Annotated in this window: 21 protein-coding genes and 4 tRNA genes; 7 read left to right on the top strand and 18 right to left on the bottom strand. The window is 61.6% G+C overall.

Annotated features, from left to right (window positions below):
* The first annotated feature begins 2 nt into the window (after positions 1-2).
* Together ACYCCG_RS17200 and ACYCCG_RS17195 are read left to right on the top strand one after the other, a co-directional pair.
* Complete coding sequence (locus tag ACYCCG_RS17200; RefSeq protein WP_021782890.1) at positions 3-689, top strand: ABC transporter ATP-binding protein; 687 nt, start codon at positions 3-5, stop codon at positions 687-689.
* Complete coding sequence (locus ACYCCG_RS17195; protein ID WP_176683942.1) at positions 686-3,193, top strand: ABC transporter permease; 2,508 nt, start codon at positions 686-688, stop codon at positions 3,191-3,193. Before ACYCCG_RS17200 ends, ACYCCG_RS17195 begins: the two co-directional genes overlap by 4 nt.
* Positions 3,194-3,290: 97 nt before the next feature.
* Here ACYCCG_RS17195 and greB read toward each other — a convergent pair whose 3' ends face one another.
* The 4 genes from greB to ACYCCG_RS17175 form a co-directional block, all read right to left on the bottom strand.
* Complete coding sequence (greB, locus tag ACYCCG_RS17190; protein WP_209964877.1) at positions 3,291-3,779, bottom strand: transcription elongation factor GreB; 489 nt, start codon at positions 3,777-3,779, stop codon at positions 3,291-3,293.
* Positions 3,780-3,790: 11 nt separating this feature from the next.
* Positions 3,791-4,099, bottom strand: coding sequence for a hypothetical protein (locus tag ACYCCG_RS17185; protein WP_176683944.1), 309 nt, complete (start codon positions 4,097-4,099; stop codon positions 3,791-3,793).
* A gap of 248 nt (positions 4,100-4,347) precedes the next feature.
* Positions 4,348-4,785, bottom strand: a complete 438-nt coding sequence (locus ACYCCG_RS17180; RefSeq protein WP_010953281.1) for a DoxX family protein — start codon at positions 4,783-4,785, stop codon at positions 4,348-4,350.
* Between the two features lie 112 nt (positions 4,786-4,897).
* Positions 4,898-6,304 carry an MltF family protein gene (locus ACYCCG_RS17175; protein WP_176683945.1) on the bottom strand — a complete coding sequence of 469 codons (1,407 nt, stop codon included), beginning with the start codon at positions 6,302-6,304 and terminating at the stop codon, positions 4,898-4,900.
* Positions 6,305-6,459: 155 nt separating this feature from the next.
* Here ACYCCG_RS17175 and ACYCCG_RS17170 point away from each other — a divergent pair, with 155 nt between their 5' ends.
* The 3 genes from ACYCCG_RS17170 to ACYCCG_RS17160 all read left to right on the top strand — a co-directional run bounded on the left by ACYCCG_RS17170 (position 6,460) and on the right by ACYCCG_RS17160 (position 9,306).
* Positions 6,460-7,257: a TatD family hydrolase gene (locus tag ACYCCG_RS17170; RefSeq protein ID WP_176683946.1), complete on the top strand. Its 798-nt coding sequence runs from the start codon at positions 6,460-6,462 to the stop codon at positions 7,255-7,257.
* Positions 7,258-7,383: 126 nt separating this feature from the next.
* Positions 7,384-8,862: a methyl-accepting chemotaxis protein gene (locus ACYCCG_RS17165; protein ID WP_176683947.1), complete on the top strand. Its 1,479-nt coding sequence runs from the start codon at positions 7,384-7,386 to the stop codon at positions 8,860-8,862.
* A gap of 75 nt (positions 8,863-8,937) precedes the next feature.
* Positions 8,938-9,306, top strand: coding sequence for an Mpo1-like protein (locus ACYCCG_RS17160; RefSeq protein ID WP_176683948.1), 369 nt, complete (start codon positions 8,938-8,940; stop codon positions 9,304-9,306).
* A 41-nt stretch (positions 9,307-9,347) separates the two neighbouring features.
* Here ACYCCG_RS17160 and ACYCCG_RS17155 read toward each other — a convergent pair whose 3' ends face one another.
* The 3 genes from ACYCCG_RS17155 to ACYCCG_RS17145 form a co-directional block, all read right to left on the bottom strand.
* Positions 9,348-10,145 (bottom strand): acyl-CoA thioesterase, encoded by a 798-nt coding sequence (locus ACYCCG_RS17155; protein ID WP_459671259.1) that lies wholly within the window; start codon positions 10,143-10,145, stop codon positions 9,348-9,350.
* A 77-nt stretch (positions 10,146-10,222) separates the two neighbouring features.
* Positions 10,223-11,002, bottom strand: a complete 780-nt coding sequence (locus ACYCCG_RS17150) for a CHAD domain-containing protein (protein ID WP_339443602.1) — start codon at positions 11,000-11,002, stop codon at positions 10,223-10,225.
* Positions 11,003-11,016: 14 nt separating this feature from the next.
* Positions 11,017-11,295 (bottom strand): hypothetical protein, encoded by a 279-nt coding sequence (locus ACYCCG_RS17145; RefSeq protein ID WP_176683951.1) that lies wholly within the window; start codon positions 11,293-11,295, stop codon positions 11,017-11,019.
* Between the two features lie 177 nt (positions 11,296-11,472).
* On the opposite strand from ACYCCG_RS17145, the gene ACYCCG_RS17140 reads away from it, so the two are divergent.
* Entirely contained in the window at positions 11,473-12,513 is a 1,041-nt protein-coding gene (locus tag ACYCCG_RS17140) for a patatin-like phospholipase family protein (protein WP_176683952.1), read from the top strand.
* A 115-nt stretch (positions 12,514-12,628) separates the two neighbouring features.
* Here ACYCCG_RS17140 and ACYCCG_RS17135 read toward each other — a convergent pair whose 3' ends face one another.
* The 11 genes from ACYCCG_RS17135 to ACYCCG_RS17085 all read right to left on the bottom strand — a co-directional run bounded on the left by ACYCCG_RS17135 (position 12,629) and on the right by ACYCCG_RS17085 (position 22,285).
* Complete coding sequence (locus tag ACYCCG_RS17135) at positions 12,629-14,500, bottom strand: SurA N-terminal domain-containing protein (RefSeq protein WP_209964870.1); 1,872 nt, start codon at positions 14,498-14,500, stop codon at positions 12,629-12,631.
* A 181-nt stretch (positions 14,501-14,681) separates the two neighbouring features.
* Positions 14,682-14,954, bottom strand: coding sequence for a nucleoid-associated protein HU-beta (hupB, locus tag ACYCCG_RS17130; protein ID WP_003250246.1), 273 nt, complete (start codon positions 14,952-14,954; stop codon positions 14,682-14,684).
* Between the two features lie 152 nt (positions 14,955-15,106).
* Positions 15,107-17,503 carry an endopeptidase La gene (lon, locus tag ACYCCG_RS17125; protein WP_209964868.1) on the bottom strand — a complete coding sequence of 799 codons (2,397 nt, stop codon included), beginning with the start codon at positions 17,501-17,503 and terminating at the stop codon, positions 15,107-15,109.
* A 164-nt stretch (positions 17,504-17,667) separates the two neighbouring features.
* Entirely contained in the window at positions 17,668-18,951 is a 1,284-nt protein-coding gene (gene clpX, locus ACYCCG_RS17120) for an ATP-dependent Clp protease ATP-binding subunit ClpX (protein ID WP_003250242.1), read from the bottom strand.
* Positions 18,952-19,059: 108 nt separating this feature from the next.
* Positions 19,060-19,701: an ATP-dependent Clp endopeptidase proteolytic subunit ClpP gene (clpP, locus tag ACYCCG_RS17115; RefSeq protein ID WP_003259400.1), complete on the bottom strand. Its 642-nt coding sequence runs from the start codon at positions 19,699-19,701 to the stop codon at positions 19,060-19,062.
* A 91-nt stretch (positions 19,702-19,792) separates the two neighbouring features.
* A complete protein-coding gene (gene tig, locus ACYCCG_RS17110; protein WP_103444061.1) occupies positions 19,793-21,106 on the bottom strand; it encodes a trigger factor in 1,314 nt (437 codons plus the stop codon).
* A 247-nt stretch (positions 21,107-21,353) separates the two neighbouring features.
* Positions 21,354-21,653 (bottom strand): DUF6388 family protein, encoded by a 300-nt coding sequence (locus ACYCCG_RS17105; protein WP_176683955.1) that lies wholly within the window; start codon positions 21,651-21,653, stop codon positions 21,354-21,356.
* A gap of 189 nt (positions 21,654-21,842) precedes the next feature.
* Positions 21,843-21,918 (bottom strand) — tRNA-His (locus ACYCCG_RS17100).
* Positions 21,919-21,954: 36 nt separating this feature from the next.
* Positions 21,955-22,039: transfer RNA gene (locus tag ACYCCG_RS17095), tRNA-Leu, on the bottom strand.
* A gap of 52 nt (positions 22,040-22,091) precedes the next feature.
* Positions 22,092-22,167, bottom strand: a tRNA-His gene (locus ACYCCG_RS17090).
* Positions 22,168-22,208: 41 nt separating this feature from the next.
* Positions 22,209-22,285: transfer RNA gene (locus ACYCCG_RS17085), tRNA-Arg, on the bottom strand.
* A 269-nt stretch (positions 22,286-22,554) separates the two neighbouring features.
* Here ACYCCG_RS17085 and folD point away from each other — a divergent pair.
* Positions 22,555-23,409, top strand: a complete 855-nt coding sequence (gene folD / locus ACYCCG_RS17080; RefSeq protein ID WP_003250234.1) for a bifunctional methylenetetrahydrofolate dehydrogenase/methenyltetrahydrofolate cyclohydrolase FolD — start codon at positions 22,555-22,557, stop codon at positions 23,407-23,409.
* The last annotated feature ends 3 nt before the right edge of the window (positions 23,410-23,412 follow it).

The following is a 23,412-nucleotide window of genomic DNA, read 5'->3' as shown; positions in this document are numbered from 1 at the left end:
CCATGAGCCCCAGCATTCTCGTTGCGCAGAACCTTAGCAAAGTGGTCCCCAGCGCGGAAGGTGACCTCACCATCCTCCACGCGCTTTCTCTCGACCTGGCCCAAGGCGACAGCCTGGCCATCGTCGGCGCCTCGGGCTCCGGCAAATCGACCCTGCTCGGCCTGCTCGCCGGCCTCGACCGGCCCAGCGCCGGCAAAGTCATGCTCGCCGGCCACGACCTGGGGCCACTGGATGAAGACCAGCGTGCCCGTGTGCGTGCCGAACATGTGGGCTTCGTGTTCCAGTCGTTCCAGCTGCTCGACAGCCTCAATGCCCTTGAAAATGTCATGCTGCCACTGGAACTGGACGGCCGCCGCGATGCCCGTGAACAGGCTCGCACCTTGCTGGAACGGGTCGGCCTGGGCAAGCGCCTGAGCCACACACCTCGGCAGTTGTCGGGCGGCGAGCAGCAACGCGTGGCAATCGCCCGCGCCTTCGCCGCGCAGCCTGCGGTGCTGTTTGCCGATGAGCCCACCGGCAACCTCGACAGCCACACCGGCGAGCGCATCAGCGACTTGTTGTTCGAGCTGAACAAGGAGCGCGGCACTACCTTGGTGCTGGTCACCCATGACGAACGCCTGGCCCGCCGCTGCCGGCGCCAGATCCGCCTGGACGCGGGCCGCCTTGTGGCGCCGATGGAGGCCCGGTGAGCCATATGCCGCTGTCCCGCTTGTGTCGCCTGGCACTGCGCCAGTTGCTGCGCGATGTTCGCGCCAGTGAAGTGCGCGTGCTGTTCTTTGCCCTGTTGGTGGCGGTAGCCGCCAGCACCGCCATCGGCTATTTCGGCGCCCGCCTCAACGGCGCCATGCAGCTGCGTGCCAGCGAGTTCCTTGGCGCCGACCTGGTACTGCAGGGCAGCGCCCCGGCCCGCGGACAACAGCTCGATGCCGGCAAGGCACTGGGCTTGCGCCATGCACACGTGGTCGAGTTCACCAGCGTGGTCGGCGGTGACAATGGCATCCAGCTGTCCAGCGTCAAGGCCGCCGACGGCGCCTACCCATTGCGCGGGCAAGTACGCAGCGCTCCGGCACCCTATGCCGAAGAAACACCCGGCGGCGGCCCTGCCCGTGGCGAGGTGTGGGTAGAACCGCGCCTGTTGGCGGCACTGGGGCTGGCGATCGGCGACAGCATCGACGTGGGCATGAAATCCCTGCGCATGAGCCGTGTGCTTACCTACGAACCGGACCGCGCCAACAACTTCTACAGCCTTACCCCGCGCGTGATGATGAACCTGGCCGACCTGGAAGCCACCGGTGTGATCCAGCCGGGTAGCCGGGTCACCTACCGCGACCTGTGGCGCGGCGATGCCGAGGCGCTGGCGCAGTACCGTCAGGCCGTGGAAAAAGACCTGGCCGCCAACCAGCGCCTGCGTGACACCCGCGATGGCAACCAGCAGATCGGCGGCGCCCTGGGCAAAGCCGAGCGCTACCTGAACATGGCCAGCCTGGTGGCTGTGCTGCTGGCAGGCGTAGCCGTGGCTCTGTCGGCCAGCCGCTATGCTGCACGCCGGCTGGACGCCAGCGCCCTGCTGCGCTGCCTGGGCCTGTCGCGCCACCAGGCGTTGGGCCTGTATTGCCTGCAACTGGCCATGCTCGGACTGGTCGCTGCCCTGGCCGGCGCCCTGCTCGGCTGGCTGGCTCAGCTGGGCCTGTTCCGCCTGCTGCACGGCTTGCTGCCGAGCGTGGTGCCCGCCGGCGGCATCATTCCAGCGCTGGCAGGTATCGGTACCGGGTTGGTGGCACTGGCTGGCTTCGCCCTGCCGCCGATTGCAGCGCTGGGCCAGGTGCCGCCACTGCGCGTGCTGCGCCGTGACCTGCTGCCGATACCTGCGCGCAGTTGGTTGGTGTACGGCGCCGCCCTCCTCGCCCTGGGCCTCATCATGTGGCGCCTGAGCCTCGACCTGCTGCTCACCTTCGCCCTGCTCGGTGGCGGCCTGGTCGCTGCACTTCTGCTCGGCGGGCTGCTGTTGCTCGGTTTACGCAGCCTGCGCCAACTGCTGGCCGGAGCGCCACTCACCTGGCGTCTGGGGCTGGGCCAGCTATTACGCCACCCCATGGCTGCGGCTGGCCAGGCACTGGCCTTCGGCCTGATACTGCTGGCCATGGCCTTGGTCGCCCTGCTGCGCGCAGAGCTGCTCGACACCTGGCAAGCACAGTTACCCAAGGATGCGCCTAACCACTTCGCCCTGAACATCCTGCCAGATGACCGTGAGCTGTTCGCCCAACGCCTGCACCAGGTCAATGCCGCTTCGGCACCGCTCTACCCAGTGACACCCGGACGCTTGGTGCAAATCAACGAAAAACCGGTACAGCAGATGGTCAGCAAGGACTCGGCAGGCGAGCGCGCGGTGCAGCGCGACCTTAGCCTGACCTGGGCCGCCGAGTTACCCGAAGGCAATGTGTTGAGCGCCGGCAGCTGGTGGCAAGCCTTGCCAGCCGACAACGACATCCCGGGGGTTTCGGTGGAAGCGGAACTGGCCAGCAGCCTGAAACTGCAGATGGGCGACCTGCTGACGTTCGATATTGGCGGACAGCAACGCCAAGCCCGCGTGAGCAGCTTGCGCAGCGTGCATTGGGACAGCTTCCAGCCGAACTTCTACATGATCTTCCAGCCCGGTACGCTGCAGGGGCTGCCGACCACTTACCTGACCAGCTTCTATTTGGCACCGGGGCATGACCTGGATGTAGTGGCACTGTCACGGGCGTTTCCGGCGGTGACCATCCTGCAGGTGGATGCCTTGCTCGACCAGCTGCGCAGCATCCTCGCCCAGGTCACCCTGGCGGTGGAGTATGTGCTGCTTTTCGTGCTGGCCGCCGGGCTGGCCGTGCTGTTCGCTGGCTTGCAGGCCACGCTGGACGAGCGCATTCGCCAAGGCGCACTGCTGCGGGCATTGGGTGCGGCGCGGCCGTTGCTGGTCAAGGCACGGCGTATCGAGTTCGGCCTGCTGGGTGCGGCCAGCGGGCTATTGGCGGCCGTGGGCTGCGAACTGATTACCTGGGTACTGTATCGTTATGCCTTCGACTTGCAGTGGAGCCCGCACCCGTGGTTGCTGGTGTTGCCGCTGGCGGGGGCGCTGCTGGTGGGTGGTGCGGGGGTGCTGGGAACGCGGCGGGCGCTGAATGCCAGCCCGCTGGCGGTGTTGCGCGAGGCTTGAGGCCTGGCTGTCAGAGCTTCTGCAGGAGCGACCCTGAGGGCTGGGCGATTCCTTAAAAGGACAGCACATGCCTCAGGGCGGCGCAAAACGGGCCCAGTCAGTCCGTCGAGACGCCCTGGCCGTAACTGATGCTGCTCACATACCAGGTCGCTTCACCGGTAGGTGTATGCACCACCACCTCATCACCCTCCTCCTTCTTCAACAAGGCGCGAGCCATGGGCGAATCGATCGAAATGTAATCGTTGCGCCCGTAGATCTCGTCGTAGCCGACAATGCGAAACTTCATGGTCTCGCCCTCGTCGTTCTCGATCTCAACCCAGGCACCGAAAAATACTTTACCTTCCTGCTCAGGCGAATAGGCCACCACTTTCACATCTTCAAGACGCTTGCGCAGGTACCGCACCCTGCGGTCGATTTCGCGCAGCAGCTTCTTGTTGTACTGGTAGTCCGCGTTCTCGCTGCGGTCACCCAACGACGCCGCCCAGGCAACCTTTTGGGTGATTTCCGGGCGATAAACCCGCCACAGGTGGTCCAGCTCTTTCTTCAGTGCCTCATGGCCTTCTGTGGTAATGATATTGGTGCTCAATAGCGCATTCCTCAGCGGCGGGTAATCAGGCCTTGACGCGCGATGCGGGTAAGATGGCCTATGACTTCGGCGGCCTCATCCGGCACCGGCGCCTGGATCACAGCCAGATCGAAACGGTCATTGCCATACTGCGCGAGGTGGCAGCCGCTATCGGCAAACTGGATCAGAAAGGCACGTGCCTGCCCCTTGCGCCGTGACAGGCCTTCAAGATGACGCAAAAGGGTGGGCTGATGCCGACCGCCGAGCAGGATGCGCGGTGTACGGGACGCCTGGCTGGCAGGCAAAGGGCTCAAACAGACACTGGTACGTGGGCAACTCATGGAGTTTCTCTCCGCCTCGCGAATCCCGCTGGGCAGCGGTGGGAGGCGTCACCGAACCAGCGCTTTAGCGGTATTTCGGACGACCCGGAGGTGGGGCTTTCCTGCGCCCCGCAAGTAGCTGTTTAAATCGGCGCAGGCGGTATGCTAGAGCGATGAGCCCCAAGTTGCAAGCTACAAGCCGCAAGCAAGAACAAGCCGAGTATTGGCCCGCGCTTGCCTGCGGCTCGTTGCTCGCAGCATACAGGTGATTAGCGGGCGATCAGGCGGTCGAGCGAAAAGCGGCCGGCGCCTTCGATCATGACTGCAACAGTGCCGGCCAACAGCGCCAGGGCGAACTCATAGCCGTTGTTGGACATGAACAGGCCGTTGCCGATGTGCACCGAAACGATCGCCACTATCAAGGTCACCGTCAGCGCCAGGGCCGCCGGGCGAGCCAGCAGGCCGACCACCAAGGCCAGGCCACCGAAGAATTCGGCACTGCCGGACAGCAAGGCCATCAGATAACCCGGCGCCAGGCCGATGCTTTCCATCCATTGGCCGGTGCCTTCCAGGCCGTAGCCGCCGAACAGGCCGAAGAGTTTTTGCGCACCATGGGCCATGAAGATGATGCCGACCAGGATGCGGATAACGCTTAGGCCTGCGCCAGCACGAGTAGAGAACAGTGCGTTGAGGGTAGTGTTGTTCATGTGGAAGCGTCCTTGAAGCGAAGCAGTTGTGTTGGGATGGGCGCCATCATAATCAATTCAATAGATATGAAAATCGCAAAAAACCCAACATAACAATCGATATAATCGATTATTAACGCTTCGCTACGCGCTCCAGTGCTGTGCGTTCGCGGTTGAACGCCAGGTAGTACTTGTTGATGCTATTGACGAAATTGACCGGTCCCATCCCCACCTGCTCCATGGCGATACGCTCGGTCTGGAAGAACCACTGGTTACCGTTGAGCCCTCGCCGTCGGGCCTCTGCGCGCATGGCCTGAACCCGCTCGGGGCCAAGGTTGTAGGCTGCCAGCACAAAGGCCATGCGCTCACGCTCATTGATCTTGGCACTGGCAAAAAACTTGCGCCGGATAAGCGCCAGATAACGGGCACTGGCCAGGACATTGCCATCTACCGTCGCGGTATTGCTCACCCCTACCCGCTGGGCCGCCGCGGGGGTAATCTGCATCAGGCCATGGGCACCGCCAGTGCCGCGTGCAGCCGGGTTGAGCGTCGACTCCTTGAAGGCCAGTGCAGCCAGGTTGAGCCAGTCGATCTGTTGCGCCTGGCCGTGTTTCTGCAACACTGCCCGTACCGAGGCCAGACGCTGGCGGCCCTTGCTGGCCAACGGGTTGTGTACCCGGTACTGGCGGCGGTAGATACGCTCGAACGCCGCATCCTGGTTGTCTGGCGCGCGGTAACCTTGCAGAAAGTGATCGACTGTTGCCAACAGTTGCGGCGCATCACGCCCTACATACCAGCGCATGGCTTGCGGCGGCCCCAGGCGCACCCGGCTGTCCAGGCGCAAGCGCGGCATAACCCGGGCCCAACGCCGGGCAATGGGCTGCTCGACCACGGTCAGGTGGTAGATACCCGCCTGTACCATCTCCAGCACATCCTCCACCGCCAGTGTCGAATCGACCCACTCCACTTTGATCAGCGGCCGCTTGCGCAGTGCCAGTTGCTGGTTGACCTGCTGGATCAGCGGCCCGGCGGCACTGGCGCTGGTCAAGGCGACGGTACGCCCTGACAGCTGTTCGACCTTGCTGAAACTTCGCTCGCCTTTGCGCCCGACCAGCGTCAGCGGCACCTGGTCGAGTATCGGCGCACTGCTGCTGACAGCGCCCACCGTCGTGGGGTCAAGCAGCTCGCCTGGCGCGGCCAGGTCACCCTCGCCGCGGGCCAGGGCGCCCAACAACTGCTCCTTGGCTCGCGGGATGAGCTTTAGCTGAATCTGCTGGTCGTCGGCGGTACGAGCATTGAGGAAATGCTCCAAGGCACGCAGGCGATAATACTCGATGCCTACTGGCTCGCCCTTGACCTCCCCCGAGCTGTTGCGGCTCTGGTTGACCAGCACTCGCAGTACTTTGCTGGTGCGAATCTGCAGCAGGTCACGCACCTTGGCAGGCGGTATGTTCTGCTGTGGCCCCGGCGTACGCGCCTGGGCGGGGCCGGTAAAGATCAACCCGAGCGTCAGCAGAAAAATGAGCCAGCATCGCAGCATGCGAAAACGTGTCCGTGGTCGGTGAGCGGCATCCATGGGGTGCACCGCCAAGTGATGAACGACGGCAAATGACCACGGCAACAGCATGAAGTTCTTGGTTTTTTCAGAAACGCGGCATTTGCTATGCTGGCCGTCCCGCGGCACGAGACAGCACCATGCAACTGATCGATATCGGCGTCAACCTGACCAACAGCAGTTTCCATGACCAACAGGCAGCAATCGTCGAGCGCGCACTGGAGGCCGGCGTTACGCAAATGCTGCTGACAGGCACCAGCCTGGCGGTCAGCGAACAAGCGCTGGAGCTGTGCCAACAACTGGATGCCAGCGGCGCGCACCTCTTCGCCACGGCCGGCGTGCACCCTCACGATGCCAAGGCCTGGGATGCCGACAGCGAGCGCCAGTTGCGACTGTTGTTGAGTGAACCGCGCGTACGCGCTGTGGGCGAATGTGGCCTGGACTTCAACCGCGACTTTTCCCCTCGCCCGCTGCAGGAAAAAGCCCTGGAAGCCCAGCTGACACTGGCTGCGGAGCTGCGCCTGCCGGTGTTCCTGCACGAGCGCGATGCCAGCGAGCGCTTGCTGGCGATTCTCAAGGACTACCGCGACCACCTGGCCGGCGCGGTGGTGCACTGCTTTACCGGTGAGCGCGAGGCGCTGTTCGCCTACCTGGACCTGGACCTGCACATCGGCATTACCGGCTGGATCTGCGACGAACGCCGCGGTACTCACCTGCACCCGCTGGTGGGCAACATCCCTCAAGGCCGGCTGATGCTGGAAAGCGACGCACCCTATCTGCTGCCGCGCAGCTTGCGACCCAAGCCCAAGAGTGGGCGCAACGAGCCGGCGTTCTTGCCGGAGGTACTGCGCGAGGTGGCCTCGCATCGCGGTGAGTCAGCCGAGCACACGGCGGCGCATACCACGGCAACGGCGCGCGACTTTTTCCAGCTCCCCTGATTCTTGCGGGTTTCTGCGGGGCGGGTGAACGCCGTTGATATGCATCAACAAACCCCGTCGAGGATGCGGGCACAATGATGGCACCTTGCCAATATTGTTTCCGCTCAACTCAGAGAAGACCTGCCCATGGGTGCCTGGCTTAGCAATGTTTCCCTGAAGTACAAATTCTGGGCCGTCAACGCAGTGGCCTTTGTCACCACCTTGCTGCTGGTGCTGTACGCCGTGCACCTGGAGCAACGCGCACGTGCCGAGGCGGCTCAGAGCCAGGCGGCCGCACAAGCTCAGTTGCTGGCCGCCTGGCCAGCCGGGCAAGCACTGCCACGCCCGGCCAACGTCATCAGTTGGTCAACAGGGCAAACGCCAACCTACGCCGGGGAGGCGCTCGATGCCCTGCGCAACACCCAAGGCTGGGTAGAACTGCCGAGCGCCTGGATCCTCGGTGAAAACCCGCTGCGTGGCGCACAGGTGCTGCGCAACGGCGACCAGCAGTTGGCTGTGCTGGCCCAGTCCCCCAGTCTGCGTCAGGTTTTCTTCGATCGCTTCAGCAATTACGCGGTGTGTGTACTGATCCTGATGCTGGCCATGCTCGGCGCCTCCCAACTGCTGATCCGCTTCCTGCTCAGCCAGCTCAACACCCTCAAGGACGTGATGCTGCACGTGGAAAAAACCGGCGACCTGTCGGCCCGCGTACCACTGGCCAGTGGCGACGAGGTCGGCCAGATGGCCGGGGCCTTCAACGCCATGCAGTCCACCTATCACCGCGTGGTCAGCACCGTCGCCCACAGCGCAGCACAACTGGACTCGGGCGCTGCACGCCTGGCCGCCAGCATGAGCGACGTACGCCATGGCATGCTCGGCCAGCAGAGTGAAACCGACCAGGCCGCCACTGCCATCAACGAAATGTCGGCGACCGTGCACCACATCGCCCAGCACGCCGGTGCCACCCGCGATTTGTCACAAACCGCCGACACCTTGGCCGGCAGCGGCCAAGCGGTGGTCAGCCGAGTGCAGGATTCGATTTCCGGGCTTTCCAGCGGCGTGCAGCAAACTGCCGAGATGATTCGACAGCTAGCCGAAGACAGTCAGAAGATCAACGGTGTAGTCAGTGTGATCCACAGTATTGCCGAACAGACCAACTTGCTGGCGCTCAATGCTGCCATCGAAGCCGCGCGCGCCGGCGACCTCGGCCGAGGCTTTGCCGTGGTGGCCGATGAAGTGCGCAACCTGGCCAAACGCGTGCAAACCTCCACGGATGAAATCACTACCATGGTTTCGGCCCTGCAGTCGGGTACCCGCGATGCGGTGGAGTTCATGCAGGAAAGCTCGTACAAGGCCGACGACTGCGTGCGTCAGGCACAGGAAGCCGGTGAGGCGCTGGCTGAAATTACCGGTGCCGTGGCGCAGATGCGCGAAAGCAATACCCAGATCGCTGTAGCGGCCGAGCAGCAAAGCCAGGTAGCCGAGGAAATGAACCGCGCGGTGGTCAGCATCCGCGATGTCACCGAGCGGACCGTGCAGCAGACGGTCGGTTCGGCGACTACCAGCAGCGAACTGGCGACCCTGGCCGGCGAGCTTAACAAGGCCATTGGCCAGCTCAAGCTATAGTCAGCATAGCTAGCCTCGATTGGCCCCCACTCGGGGGCCGCACTAAGCTTTGGGCATGACCGAGAGGAAATCCCCATGAGCAAACGCCTGCCCAATCTTCCCGCCTGGCAATGGCGCGGCTATCACCACAATCACCGCCACCCGGCCAACCTGGTGCTGCACCTGATTGCTGTGCCGCTGTTCATTCTGGGGACACTACTGGTGCTGTCCGGCCTGTTCGGTTTCGACCTCGGCCAGATCGCGGTGGGTGTGATTGCCCTGGTCGCCGCGCTGGGCCTGCAGCGCCAAGGGCACCGCCTTGAAGCCGAGCAGCCCGAGCCGTTCGCCAACCGCCAGGATGCCGTGCAGCGCTTACTGACCGAGCAGTTCATCACCTTTCCGCGCTTTGTGCTGAGCGGGGCCTGGTGGAAGGCCTGGCGGGAGCGGCACAAGCACCGACACTGAGTCAGTTGCCGGAGCACTCCTTGTGAGCAGCCTTGCAAGGGTCAGGCGAAAACGGTGACGGTCTGCCGGCTCAACGCCAACAACTCGCCCTGCGCCGTCCACAACGCCGCAGCAGCGTGCCCATAGCCATCCCGCGCATGCTCGGTCTCCACGCAGTACCGACACCAATCCAGGGTCGACAGCTTCGCTGTTGGCTGGATGAACTCGATGGTCCAGGTCAGCGTACTGCCCGCAGCGGGCTGCTTGAGAAACGGCATAAGGCTGGGCGGCCAGGCATCGACCAACGCCAGCACGTGCGCCTCGCTCACCGGTTCTTCCAGCACATCCCGCAAGCGTACCCAACCGCCCATCTTGCGCGACTGATTGCCACTGAACGGCAACCCGCCCACTGCCCAGCGCAGGGCAACATGCCGCATGAACTCAGGGGTAACGCCTTTGATATAGGGCAACTCCGGGGCCGCCTCGTCGAGCGCAGGCATTTCAATGGCCGGTAACGCCGGCACTTCCACCACCGAAGGCCGGCCCGCACCGAAATTGCCCTGCACCAAGGTCACCACCTGGCCAGCCTGAACGGCGCGGCCCAGCAGCGTGCTAACCGCCTTGCCTTCGCGCAAAACCTCCACCTCGAAGCGGATGGGTACATCCGCCGCCGCGGGTGCCACAAAGCTGATGGCCAATGAGCGTACCGGGCGGTTGTCGCAGATCTTGAGGCGCATGGATTCATACACCATGGCCGCCATCAAGCCGCCAAAAGCAGCGCGCCCCTGGGCCCAACTGGGCGGGATGCTGACGGAATCCGGGTTGGCCCGCACGGCGTCGAGCAGTTGGTTGAAATTCATTGGCCGGCTCCTGCCTGCAAAGGAAAAGGTCCGCTCATCCTAGCCAGCAAACCCCGGGGAATCAGCCCGCATATCGGTCATTTTCCGTGATAGCGCCGCGTCAGTGCCTGTTGCAGGGCGTCCAGCGTCATATCTGACTGACGCTCCGCCTCATGCAGTTCCTGCTCCCAATCGGCCCTGCAGGGGAGCAGGTCGGCCTGGTCACGCGCTTGCAGCAGCCATTGCAGGCGGTCGTGCCAATCGCCCAGGTCGCCCTGTGCCTTTTTCAGCAGACGTTGCAGTTTTTTCCCAGCGTGATCGAGTTGCGGGTAGGCCTCATCACCATACCGCGCACGCTTGATCAGCAAACGCAGGCGGTGGCGATCGTGGGCCGGGTCCTGCAACGCTTCGTACAACTTGCGCCACTGCTTGACCAGACGCTTGTCGATGCGCTTGCCCAGCGACTTGACCAACCCCTCCCGGCCCGCCGCCCGCAGGAACAATGGAAAGGCGTCGAGAATCGCCAATACCCTGGCCAGCTGTGGGCTGGCAGCAACGCTGGCGAAGGTCCTGTCACGCCCCTGCAGACGCCGCTGCCCGGCTGCCGCATGACCGCGTCCGATCAGCTCGGCCGCCAGTACCTCGCGATCACGCAAGGGCGTGGTAAGGGTACCCAGCGACCTTGCAGCATCCTCGAGCTGCTCCACGCCGGGCAGCCCACGCAGCGGCCTCAACAGACTGCGCAGGCGCCGCAAGGTGACACGCAGGTCGTGCAAGGCTTCGCTGTCGGTATTGGCAGCCAGGCGTTCACGACAGGCCAGCAACCGCACCTGCAAGGTCAGTATCTGGACAACTACATGGTCGAGCATGGCAGACATACGATGCTCCCTGATCAGCGCCCGGCGCGAGATTCACGAATGTAGAAGCGGGCCTTTTCGGCTTTGCGGGTACAGCTTTCAAAGCCTTCGAACTGCTGCTGGGTCTTGGCCCCCGTCAGCAAAGACAAGGCTTTGGAGTAACTGACGGCACCGGCGAAGCCTTCGGCCTTGGCCAGGTCCAGCTCCTTCCAGGCGGCATCCAGCTGGGTCGCGCAGCTGTCACGGTAGGCCGTCTTGCCCGCGCAGCCAGCAAGGGCCAAGGCAATCAGTGGAAGGCAAATCCAGGCTTTCATCAGTAATACCTCTATGGAAAAACGGTGGCTGTTCGACGCGCCGACAGCTGGAAAGTGCCATGCCCAGCCGGCGTTGCCTGGCCAGTTTTATTACAGTAGCTCAGCACGATCTACATTGAAGCACAGGCAGCGATGGGTGCATTGTAGGACCATGATGGCACTGGCTGGGGAATGTTCATGAGTAAACGTGTGGCACTGGTACTGGGGTCGGGCGGAGCCCGAGGGTATGCGCACATCGGCGTAATAGAGGAAATCGAGCGCCGCGGCTACGACATAGCCTGCGTCGCGGGGTGTTCCATGGGTGCGGTGATTGGCGGTATCTATGCCGCTGGCAAGCTGGACGACTATCGCAACTGGATCGAGAGCCTCGACTACCTGGATGTGCTGCGCCTGGTCGACGTCAGCTTTCGCCTCGGTGCGATTCGCGGCGACAAGGTGTTCGGGCAGATCCGCAAGATCGTCGGCGAGATAAACATCGAGCAACTGCGCATCCCCTACACCGCAGTGGCCGCCGACCTAACCAACCAGCAGGAAATCTGGTTCCAGGAGGGTTGCCTGCACCAGGCCATGCGTGCCTCGGCGGCCATTCCCAGCCTGTTCACGCCGGTGATGCAAGGCAACCGTATGCTTGTCGACGGCGGCATTCTCAACCCGCTGCCAATCGTGCCTGTGGTGTCCAGCCATTGCGACCTGATCATCGCAGTCAACCTTAACGCCACCAACCAGAAGCAGTACCAGTTGCCGGTGATCGAGCGTCCGGCGGCCTTCAAGATGCGTTTTGACGCCTTGCTGAGCTCGCTGGGCTCACGCTTGCCATTCCGGCGTAAACCGGCGGAAGAGCTGATCCGCATCGAAAAGGAAATCGTCGCCGAAGGGTTGGCACCACCAAGCCCGTGGCTGACCGACAGCGCCGACCCGGAAAGCCAGCAATCAGCGGCGGCCCCGGAGCGCGAGGGCGCGCCTAAGTCGGCCACCGGTTCTTTCATCATCGACAACGTGGGGCCGGCCTCGCTGCTGGACTTGATCAACCAGAGCTTCGAGGTCATGCAGACTTCGTTGGCACAGTACAAGATTGCCGGCTATCCACCGGATGTGCTGATAAACGTACCCAAGCGGGTGTGCCGGTTTTTCGAGTTCTACAAAGCGCCGGAGCTGATCGCCCTGGGGCGAGAGATTGCACGCGATACGCTGGATAGTTATGAAGGGGTGAAGCGGTAGAACCTGGTCGGCGCCGCCCCTGAGGCGGTGTGCTCTTCGACAATCACCGTCCGCGCGGCTGGCGAAAACGAAACAGGCCGCACGAAGCGGCCTGTTTCTTCATGCAACGAACACCTTAGTAACGAGTGATGTCTGCATTGGCTTCCAGCTGTTTGCGGTAAGCGGCAAAGTCCTGCTGGCCAGCACGTGACGCGAGGTAGCGGCGAATCTGCTGCTTCTCTTCGTCGGTGGCGGTAGCGCCTTCGTTCACACCCTTGAGCTGCAACACCACCAGGCTACCGTCACGCAGCACTACACTGCCGTAAACAGGCTTGCCCTTGGCTTGCGGCTTGCCCAGACGGAACAGTGCCTGCAGTTCGACCGGATCAATACCGTCCTCACCACGGGTGACGGCTTCATAGGCTTTCCAGCCCTGCCCTTCGTGCACGCTGCCTGCTGCGATGGAACCGTCGCGCAGGCCGGCAATCAGCTTGTCCGCCTTGGCCTTGAGCTCGGCAGTCGCCTTCTCTTTGGCCAGGTGCTCCCTGATGTTCTTGGCCACAGCTTCCAGCGGCAGTTGCTCTGGCTTGCGGTGCTCTTTGACGCGCAGCACCACGGTGGTCTCAGGGTCGAGTTCGATGGCGTTGCTGTTGGCACCCTCATCCAGCACTTCTTCTGAGAACGCAGCCTGCACCACCGAACGGTTCGCCGTAATGCCTTCACCACCCTCGCGGCCGAAGGCGGCGGAGGTGTGTACCTTGAGGTTCAGGTCCTGGGCCGGCTGAGCCAGGTCGGAAGCCTCGTAGGCAGCATCCTGCAACTGCTTGCTGGCGTCGACATAACGCTGCTCGACCAGCGGCATCTTCAGATCACGGGTCAGCTTGTCCTTCAAGCTGGCGAAGCTCGGTACTTCTGGCGCCTGCACGCCCAGCAGCTTGATCAGATGGTAGCCAAACTCGGTGCGCACCGGAGCAGATACCTGGCCATCCTGAAGCTTGTACAGCGCCTCTTCGAAGGCCGGGTCGTAGACGCCCGGGCCGGCGAAGCCGAGGTCACCACCGCTGTTGGCGGAGCCTGGGTCCTGGGAGAACTCCTTGGCCAGTGCGGCAAAGTCCTCACCCTTGGCCAGACGCTGCTCGATCTCTTCGGCGCGGGCCTTGGCCTGGGCGTCGGTGACCTTGTCGTTGACCTCGATGAGAATGTGCGCGGCATGACGCTGTTCAGCCAGGTTGGCGATTTCCTTCTCGTACTGAGCCTTGAGCTCTTCGTCGGTCACTTTGACCTGGTCGAAGAAGGCCGACTTCTTCAGCTCTATGTAGTCGATCACGACCTGGTCAGGCGACATGAACTCCTTGGCGTGCTGGTCGTAGTGCGCCTTGACCTCTTCGTCGCTGACCTTGACTGCGGCCGGGTCGGCCTTGAAGGTCAGGGAGGCGAAGTCGCGGGTCTGCTTTTCCAGGCGAGCAAAGGCATCGACCTGCTGATCGGTGACGAAGCTGCTACCGGCCAGGCCGGTGCGCAGTTGGCCGATGAGCATTTCCTCGCCAAGCATCTCGCGGAACTGCATGCGGCCGTAGCCCATCTGGCGGATCACCTGATCGAAACGCTCAGCGCTGAACTTGCCGTCCACCTGGAATTCAGGGGTCTGCAAGATCACCTGATCCAGTGCGGCGTCAGAGAAAGCGAACTTGGCATCTTCAGCGCCTTGTAGCAGCAGCTTGCGGCTGATCAGCCCCTTGAGTGCTTCTTCACGCAGCAACTTGTCATCCAGCAGCGCCGGGTCGAAATCCTTGCCCAACTGTTGCATCAGTTGACGGCGCTGCATCTCGGCCGCCTGGCTCAGTTCGTTCTGGCTGATGGTCTGGCCGTTCACCTTGGCGGCGTCCTGGCTATGAGTGGCGGCCTGGAAAATGGCTTCGAAACCGGTCAATGCCATCAACACGACGATAAGGCCGATGATGGTCTTGGCAATCCAACCTTGTGAATTGTCCCTGATATTTTGCAGCATGCGTCCCCCAGAAACGGCTGTACCACTGCGTCGACAACCGCGGAGCGTGGGTAGAATCCTGATAAAAGAAAGGCGCATCCGAGGATGCGCCTTTTCTTAGCAAACGTGTCAGGCGGGAACGTTTGCGCCCCGCCATCACCGTGCTCGGACCAGGCCAGGCCGGGCCCGGCTGAAAGACGACTTAGTTGACGGCGTCTTTCAGGCCTTTGCCTGCCTTGAAACCTGGAACCTTGGCGGCTTCGATCTTGATGGCCTTGCCGGTTTGCGGGTTGCGGCCGGTACGCTCGGCGCGCTCCTTGACCGAGAAGGTACCAAAGCCAACCAGTACCACATCGTCACCTTGCTTCAGGGCGCCGGTGACGGATTCGATGACTGCGTCCAGCGCACGGCCGGCTACAGCTTTCGGGATGTCAGCAGATGCGGCGATAGCGTCAATCAGTTCCGACTTGTTCACTCTAAGTCCCCTTATTTCTCTATTGAGTTTGTTTCTAAGTATGTAATGAAAAGCTTATGAAACGTGTGCTGGGCGGCCTGACGACAATAGCGTGCCGCTTTATAGCAAGGCCTCGAAAAAACTGTCAAGGAAAGCCCCCCAGCCGAAAACTACTAATGCGTGCTAATTCTTTCCTTGGCATCGCCGTCGCGCTTTTCATCTTTCGCGACAATCTCCGGAGCCACATCTGGCAAGGGCTCCGGGGCGTATTGCAGCGCAATTTGCAGGACTTCGTCAATCCATTTGACCGGTTTGATCTGAAGATCCTGTTTGATATTTTCAGGAATCTCCTTGAGATCGCGAACATTCTCCTCGGGAATGATCACCGTCTTGATCCCGCCACGGTGTGCCGCCAGCAGTTTTTCCTTCAACCCGCCAATGGCCAATACCTGGCCACGCAAGGTGATTTCGCCGGTCATGGCCACGTCGGCACGTACCGGGATCTGCGTCAGCGCCGACACCAGTGCGGTGCACATGCCGATACCGGCACTAGGGCCGTCCTTCGGCGTGGCGCCCTCAGGCATGTGGATGTGCACGTCGTGCTTCTCGTGGAAGTCGGCGGCAATCCCCAGGCTGCGGGCGCGGCTGCGCACCACGGTCTGCGCGGCAGTAATCGACTCGACCATGACATCGCCCAGCGAGCCGGTCTTGATCAACTGGCCCTTGCCGGGGATGACCACGGCCTCGATGGTCAGCAACTCGCCGCCCACCTGGGTCCAGGCCAGGCCGGTAACCTGGCCGATCTGGTCCTGCTGCTCGGCAAGGCCATAGCGGAACTTGCGCACGCCCAGCAGGTGCTCCAGCTGCTCGCTGGCCACCTTGACCTTGACCTGCTTCTGCCCGGTATGTTCCTTGACCACCTTGCGGCAGACCTTGGCAATTTGCCGCTCCAGGCCCCGTACACCGGCTTCACGGGTGTAGTAGCGGATGATGTCGCGAATCGCCGAGACGTCGACTTCCAGCTCTTCCTTCTTCAAGCCGTTGGCCTTGACCTGCTTGGGCACCAGGTACTTGACCGCGATGTTGATCTTCTCGTCCTCGGTGTAACCAGGCAGGCGGATGATTTCCATCCGGTCCAGCAGCGCCGGCGGGATGTTCATCGAGTTCGAGGTGCACAGGAACATCACGTCCGAGAGGTCATAGTCGACCTCCAGGTAGTGGTCGTTGAAGTTGTGGTTCTGCTCAGGGTCGAGCACTTCCAGCAGCGCCGAGGCCGGGTCACCGCGCATGTCGCTGCCCATCTTGTCGATCTCGTCGAGCAGGAACAACGGGTTGCGCACGCCCACCTTGGTCATCTTCTGGATCAGGCGACCCGGCATGGAACCGATATAGGTACGGCGGTGGCCACGGATCTCGGCCTCGTCACGCACGCCACCCAGGGCCATGCGCACGAACTTGCGGTTGGTGGCGGCAGCGATCGACTCGGCCAGCGAGGTCTTGCCGACGCCGGGTGGGCCGACCAGGCACAGCACCGGGCCGCGGATTTTCCTGACGCGCTTCTGCACGGCAAGGTACTCGAGGATGCGTTCCTTGACCTCTTCCAGGCCATAATGGTCGGCATCGAGGATTTCCTCGGCCTTGGTCAGGTCCAGACGCACCTTGCTCTGTGCCTTCCACGGCACCTGCACCAGCCAGTCGAGGTACGAGCGCACCACGGTAGCTTCGGCCGACATCGGAGACATTTGCTTGAGCTTGTTCAGCTCCGCCTGGGCCTTGGCCAGGGCATCTTTAGGTAGACCTGCGGCTTCGATGCGCTTTTTCAGCTCTTCGACTTCATTGTGGCCTTCGTCACCATCGCCAAGCTCTTTCTGAATGGCCTTCATCTGCTCATTCAGGTAGTACTCGCGCTGGCTGCGCTCCATCTGCTTCTTGACCCGGCCGCGAATGCGCTTTTCGACCTGCAGCAGGTCGATTTCGGCATCCAGCAGTGCCAGTACGTGCTCGACACGGGTAGTCAAGTCGACGATTTCAAGAATTTCCTGCTTCTGCTCGATCTTCAGGGCCATGTGCGCGGCCATGGTGTCGACCAGGCGCCCTGGCTCTTCGATGCTGTTCAGCGAAGACAGCACTTCGGCAGGCACTTTCTTGCCCAGCTGAACATACTGCTCGAACTGCGACAGCAGCGTGCGCACGAAGACTTCCGACTCGCGTTCGGCAGTGTCGGTTTCGTCGATGAGGGAGACTTCGGCACGGATGTGCCCTTCAACTTCGGAGAAGCGCTCGACCGCACCACGCTGCTCGCCTTCGACCAGCACCTTGACGGTGCCATCAGGCAGCTTCAGCAGTTGCAGCACGGTGGCAACGGTACCGACGCGGTACAGGGCGTCCTCACCCGGGTCGTCGTCGGCTGGATTCTTCTGGGCCAGCAGAAGGATCTGCTTTTCGCCCGTCATCGCCGCCTCGAGGGCTTCGATGGACTTTTCACGCCCCACGAACAGCGGGATAACCATGTGCGGGTAAACAACGACATCGCGCAATGGCAAAAGAGGCAAGTCGAGGGTGGTCTTCATGATTTCGCCTCTACAGCGGCCTTATGGCCGGAAACCGGTGGAAATGATGCTTGGACCTAATGTGGGGGCACGCTTGGGAAATTACAAGCGCTTGCACAGGAAAAGCAGAAAGGGGCCCGTAGGCCCCCCTCTTGCTTGCAACCGAGAACCGGCCTTTGCCTGAATCAGGCGTCTGGCGCGGCCTTGGCTTGCGGTTCGCTGTTTTCGTAAATCATCAGCGGCTGCGAGGTGCCCTCAATGACGCTCTCGTCGATAACTACCTTGCTGACATCCTTTTTCGAAGGAATCTCGTACATGGTATCGAGCAGCACGCCTTCGAGGATCGAACGCAGGCCACGAGCGCCAGTCTTGCGCTCCAGGGCCTTGCGTGCAACGGCCTTGAGCGCATCGCTACGGAACTCGAGGTCAACGCTTTCCATCTCGAACAGCTTGGCATACTGCTTGGTCAAGGCATTCTTCGGCTCAGTGAGAATCTGCATCAACGCAGCCTCATCCAGCTCGTCAAGGGTAGCCAGTACCGGCAGACGGCCGACGAATTCCGGAATCAGGCCAAACTTGACCAGATCGTCCGGCTCGACCTCACGCAGGGATTCGCCAACCTTCTTGCCCTCTTCCTTGCTGCGCACTTCAGCTCCAAAACCGATGCCACCCTTGGTGGAACGGTTCTGGATGACCTTTTCCAGGCCCGAGAACGCACCACCACAGATGAACAGGATGTTGCGGGTATCAACCTGCAGGAACTCCTGTTGCGGGTGCTTACGGCCACCCTGCGGCGGAACCGAGGCCACGGTGCCCTCGATCAGTTTCAGCAGTGCCTGCTGCACGCCCTCACCGGAAACATCACGGGTGATGGACGGGTTGTCCGACTTGCGCGAGATCTTGTCGATTTCGTCGATGTAGACAATGCCCATCTGGGCCTTCTCAACGTCGTAGTCGCACTTCTGCAACAGCTTCTGGATGATGTTCTCGACGTCCTCACCCACATAACCGGCCTCGGTCAGGGTGGTGGCGTCAGCAATAGTGAACGGTACGTTCAACAGACGTGCCAGGGTTTCGGCGAGCAGGGTCTTGCCCGAGCCAGTCGGCCCGATGAGCAGGATGTTGCTCTTGCCCAGTTCGACTTCGTCACCCTTCTTGTCACGCTGGTTCAGGCGCTTGTAGTGGTTGTACACCGCTACGGCCAGCACCTTCTTTGCGCGCTCCTGACCAATGACGTACTGGTCCAGGATGCCGCTGATTTCTTTCGGCGAAGGCAATTTGTGCGCGCTGCTCTCGGCCTGGGCTTCCTGCACCTCCTCACGGATGATGTCGTTGCACAGGTCGACGCACTCGTCGCAGATAAATACCGAGGGCCCGGCAATCAGTTTGCGCACTTCGTGCTGGCTTTTGCCGCAGAAGGAGCAATAAAGCAATTTGCCGCTGTCCTCGCCGTTACGGGTGTCAGTCATTCGATCGATCCAATCCGGTAGGCTTGCAACACAAGATGAAGGCAATTGCGGGCTTTTTCAAGTCCGCAGGTAGGCGCTTTCGACGCCCACCTGCTCTGACCCCCCGGTTCAGGAGGCCAGTTGCCGCTTGTCATAGACCGAGTCGATCAGGCCGTACTCGGCTGCGCGCGAGGCGCTCATGAAGTTGTCACGTTCGGTGTCACGCTTGATGGTCTCGAGGTCCTGGCCGGTGTGATAGGCCAGCAGCTCGTTCAGACGGGCCTTGATATTGAGGATTTCCTGGGCGTGGATCTCGATATCGGTGGCCTGACCCTGGAAGCCGCCCAGCGGCTGGTGGATCATCACGCGCGAGTTCGGCAGGCAATGACGCTTGCCCTTGGCACCTGCCGCCAGCAGGAAGGCGCCCATGCTGCAGGCCTGGCCGATGCAGATGGTCGAAACGTCCGGCTTGATGAACTGCATGGTGTCGTAGATCGACATGCCGGCAGTGACGGAACCGCCCGGCGAGTTGATGTACAGATGGATATCCTTGTCCGGGTTTTCCGCCTCAAGGAACAGCAGTTGCGCAACGACGAGATTGGCCATGTAGTCCTCTACCGGGCCAACCAGGAAGATCACACGCTCCTTCAACAGGCGCGAGTAGATGTCGTAAGCGCGTTCGCCACGGGCGGACTGCTCGATAACCATCGGGACCAGGCCGCCTGCGGCCTGGATGTCAGAGCTCTGCTGAATATAAGAATTGCGGGACATGTCCTGCGCTCACTCCCAAATAGTCATGGCTTGAATACGCACAAGCCAGCTCGAAGGCTGGCTTGTGGAGGTTTCCTACGAGAGAAGCCTGTTACTCAGCAGCGGCAGGAGCCTCGGCTGGTTTAACGGCTTCTTCGTACGAGACCGACTTGTCGGTCACAGTCGCTTTCTGCAGAACAGTATCTACAACTTGTTCTTCCAGCACAACCGAACGCACTTCGTTCAGTTGCTGGTCGTTCTTGTAGTACCAGGCGATGACCTGCTCAGGCTCCTGATAAGCCGAAGCCATTTCTTCGATCATCTCGCGAACCTTGGCGTCGTCTGGCTTCAGCTCGAACTGCTTGACCACTTCGGCCACGATCAGGCCCAGCACAACGCGGCGCTTGGCTTGCTCTTCGAACAGCTCGACTGGCAACTGCTCAGGTTTGATGTTGCCACCGAACTGCTGAACAGCCTGCACGCGCAGACGGTTGACTTCGTTTTCCAGCAGGGCTTTTGGCACTTCGATCGGGTTGGCGGCCAGCAGACCGTCCATGACCTGGTTCTTGACCTTGGTCTTGATCGCCTGACGCAGCTCACGCTCCATGTTCTTGCGAACTTCGGCGCGGAAGCCTTCCAGCGTCGATTCCTTGATGCCGAACTGGGCGAAGAACTCTTCGTTCAGTTCTGGCAGTACAGGTGCCGAAACGCTGTTGACGGTGATGGTGAACTCAGCGGCTTTGCCAGCCAGGTCCAGGTTCTGGTAGTCCTCTGGGAAGGTCACGTTGACAACGCGCTCTTCGCCAGCCTTGGCGCCAACCAGACCTTCTTCGAAGCCTGGGATCATGCGGCCGGAACCCAGCACCAGCAGGGTGCCCTTGGCCGAACCACCGGCAAACACTTCACCGTCGACCTTGCCGACGAAGTCGATGTTGACCTGGTCGTCGTTCTGCGCAGCGCGCTCGACGGCCTCGAAGCGGGTGTTCTGCTTGCGCAGCACTTCCAGCATGTTGTCCAGGTCGCTGTCAGCCACTTCGGCGCTCAGGCGCTCGACCTTGATCGACTCCAGGCCTGCAACCGTGAACTCGGGGAACACTTCGAAGATGGCGACGAATTCCAGATCCTTGCCCTTTTCGAAGGACTTCGGCTCTACGGCCGGGGAACCAGCCGGGTTCAGCTTCTGCTCGACGATGGCTTCGTAGAAGGAGGCCTGCACCAGGTCACCGAAAGCCTCTTGACGGGCGTCCGCCTCGAAACGCTGACGGATCACGGTCATCGGTACCTTACCAGGACGGAAGCCCGCGATCTTGGCGCGCTTGGCAGTCTGCTGCAGACGCTTGTTGACTTCGTTCTCGACGCGCTCGGCCGGAACGGCGATGGTCATGCGGCGCTCGAGAGCGGAAGTGTTTTCAACAGAAACTTGCATGGATATTCCTCGTTGCACAGACGTTAGCCGGCGTTAGCCCGACTCCAGAATCAAGGGCAAACATTCTAGTGAGTCACGCAGCAGAAGTCACCCCACACGGGACGACGGGAAACAACGCCGGTCGATTAACTTAAAGGCCCGCACGGCGCACCGCCGAGCCTGCTTCCAATCGGGGCTGCACGACGCCCGGGGCGGCCTGCAGCCGAAATACCTTGTCAAACAACTACCAGCAACGCATTCGCTTCCTTTATTCAGGATCGATTTCGTTGAACTGGCAGTATTCCTCCCATTCCAGCCCCAGCGCCTCGGCCACTTCACGGTGCGTTTCCAGGCGCATGGCCTGCAGCTGCTCCGGGGACTCGGCAATCAATTGCAGCGCCAGCTCCCAAGGCTCGATACCCTGCTCCGCGGCTGCATCCTCGAACGCCCATTCGATCTGCTGAGCCTGCTCGCGCGCATCCAGCTCGCGGATCTCCTCGAGCAACTGCGGACTGGCTTCGGCAAAGCGCTGCAGCGCCAGGGCCTGACGGGCTTCTTTCGCAATCATGGTGGTGTCCTTTGCCGGCCAAACGGGCCGGTGTTTCAACCGGCTGAAATCTAACAGCTTTTATTGGGGTGCCACCAGAGGATTACAAGGGGGCAGGAGGTGTTTTGGTCGGGACGCGACTCACCACCGCCACGCAGACCCAAAACAAAAAGGCGCCCGATCTCACGATCAAGGCGCCTTTCAGGAATATGGGGTGGACGATGGGAATCGAACCCACGACAACTGGAATCACAATCCAGCGCTCTACCAACTGAGCTACGCCCACCATATTGCGGTCTTGCGGTACAACTTTACAGAAGCATGGTGCGGACGAAGAGACTCGAACTCTTACAGCTTGCGCCGCTGGAACCTAAATCCAGTGTGTCTACCAATTTCACCACGTCCGCGTAACGCTTAAAACAAAGGCGCCAGATGCTATCGAGGCGCCCTTGAAGAATATGGGGTGGACGATGGGAATCGAACCCACGACAACTGGAATCACAATCCAGCGCTCTACCAACTGAGCTACGCCCACCATATTGCATTACAGCCTACTTGCTTGCCAAAGCTGCCTAATGGCGCACCCGGCAGGACTCGAACCTGCGACCATCCGCTTAGAAGGCGGATGCTCTATCCAGCTGAGCTACGGGCGCTTAAGCTTGAAGCCTAACCGAACGAGACGCTAACAAGGAACTGTTAAACCACTCATTCTGCCCGACTTAGCCAACCAGTGCTAGGCTGTGCCCGACAAGTGCGGCGAATCTTATAGTCGACCCCGAAAGTCGTCAACACCTTTTTCGAAAAAATTTAAATTATTTAAGGGCTTAGGGGATTTGCCCGACCACCCGCCTTTGCCCTTGGCCCATGTCGTGCGAGAATGCGCGCTCTTTATTGTTCCTTCTCGATGGTTAATCACGCGTCTATGACTGCACACCTAATCGATGGCAAGGCTATCGCCGCCAGCCTGCGCCAGCAGATCGCTCAACGTGTCGTGGAGCGTCGCCAGCAAGGCCTGCGCACGCCGGGCCTGGCAGTGATCCTGGTCGGCACCGACCCCGCCTCCCAAGTCTATGTCTCGCACAAGCGCAAGGACTGCGAAGAGGTCGGCTTCATTTCGCAGGCGTTCGACCTGCCCAGCGAGACCACGCAACAAGCCCTGACCGAGCTGATCGACCGTCTCAATGACGATCCGGCCGTCGACGGCATCCTGCTGCAACTGCCGCTGCCGGCGCACCTGGACGCCTCGCTGCTGCTCGAGCGCATTCGCCCGGACAAGGATGTGGACGGCTTCCATCCGTACAACATCGGCCGCCTGGCCCAGCGTATTCCGCTGCTGCGCCCGTGCACACCGAAAGGCATCATGACCCTGCTGGAAAGCACCGGCCAGGACCTGTACGGCATGAACGCGGTGATCGTCGGCGCGTCCAACATCGTTGGCCGCCCGATGGCCATGGAGCTGCTGCTGGCCGGCTGCACCGTGACCGTCTGCCACCGCTTCACCAAGGACCTGGCCGGCCATGTCGGGCGTGCCGACCTGGTGGTCGTGGCTGCCGGCAAGCCGGGCCTGGTCAAGGGTGAGTGGGTCAAGGAAGGCGCCATCGTCATCGACGTGGGCATCAACCGCCAGGAAGACGGCAAGCTGGTCGGCGACGTGGTCTACGAGACTGCCTTGCCACGCGCCGGCTGGATCACACCGGTGCCGGGCGGCGTCGGGCCGATGACCCGGGCGTGCCTGCTGGAGAACACGCTGTATGCAGCAGAAGAACTGCACAAGTAATAC

It is taken from the genome of Pseudomonas sp. VEM90 (assembly GCF_054611535.1).
Note: the sequence above shows the minus strand (reverse complement) of the source record. Positions and strands in the feature narration are given on the sequence as shown.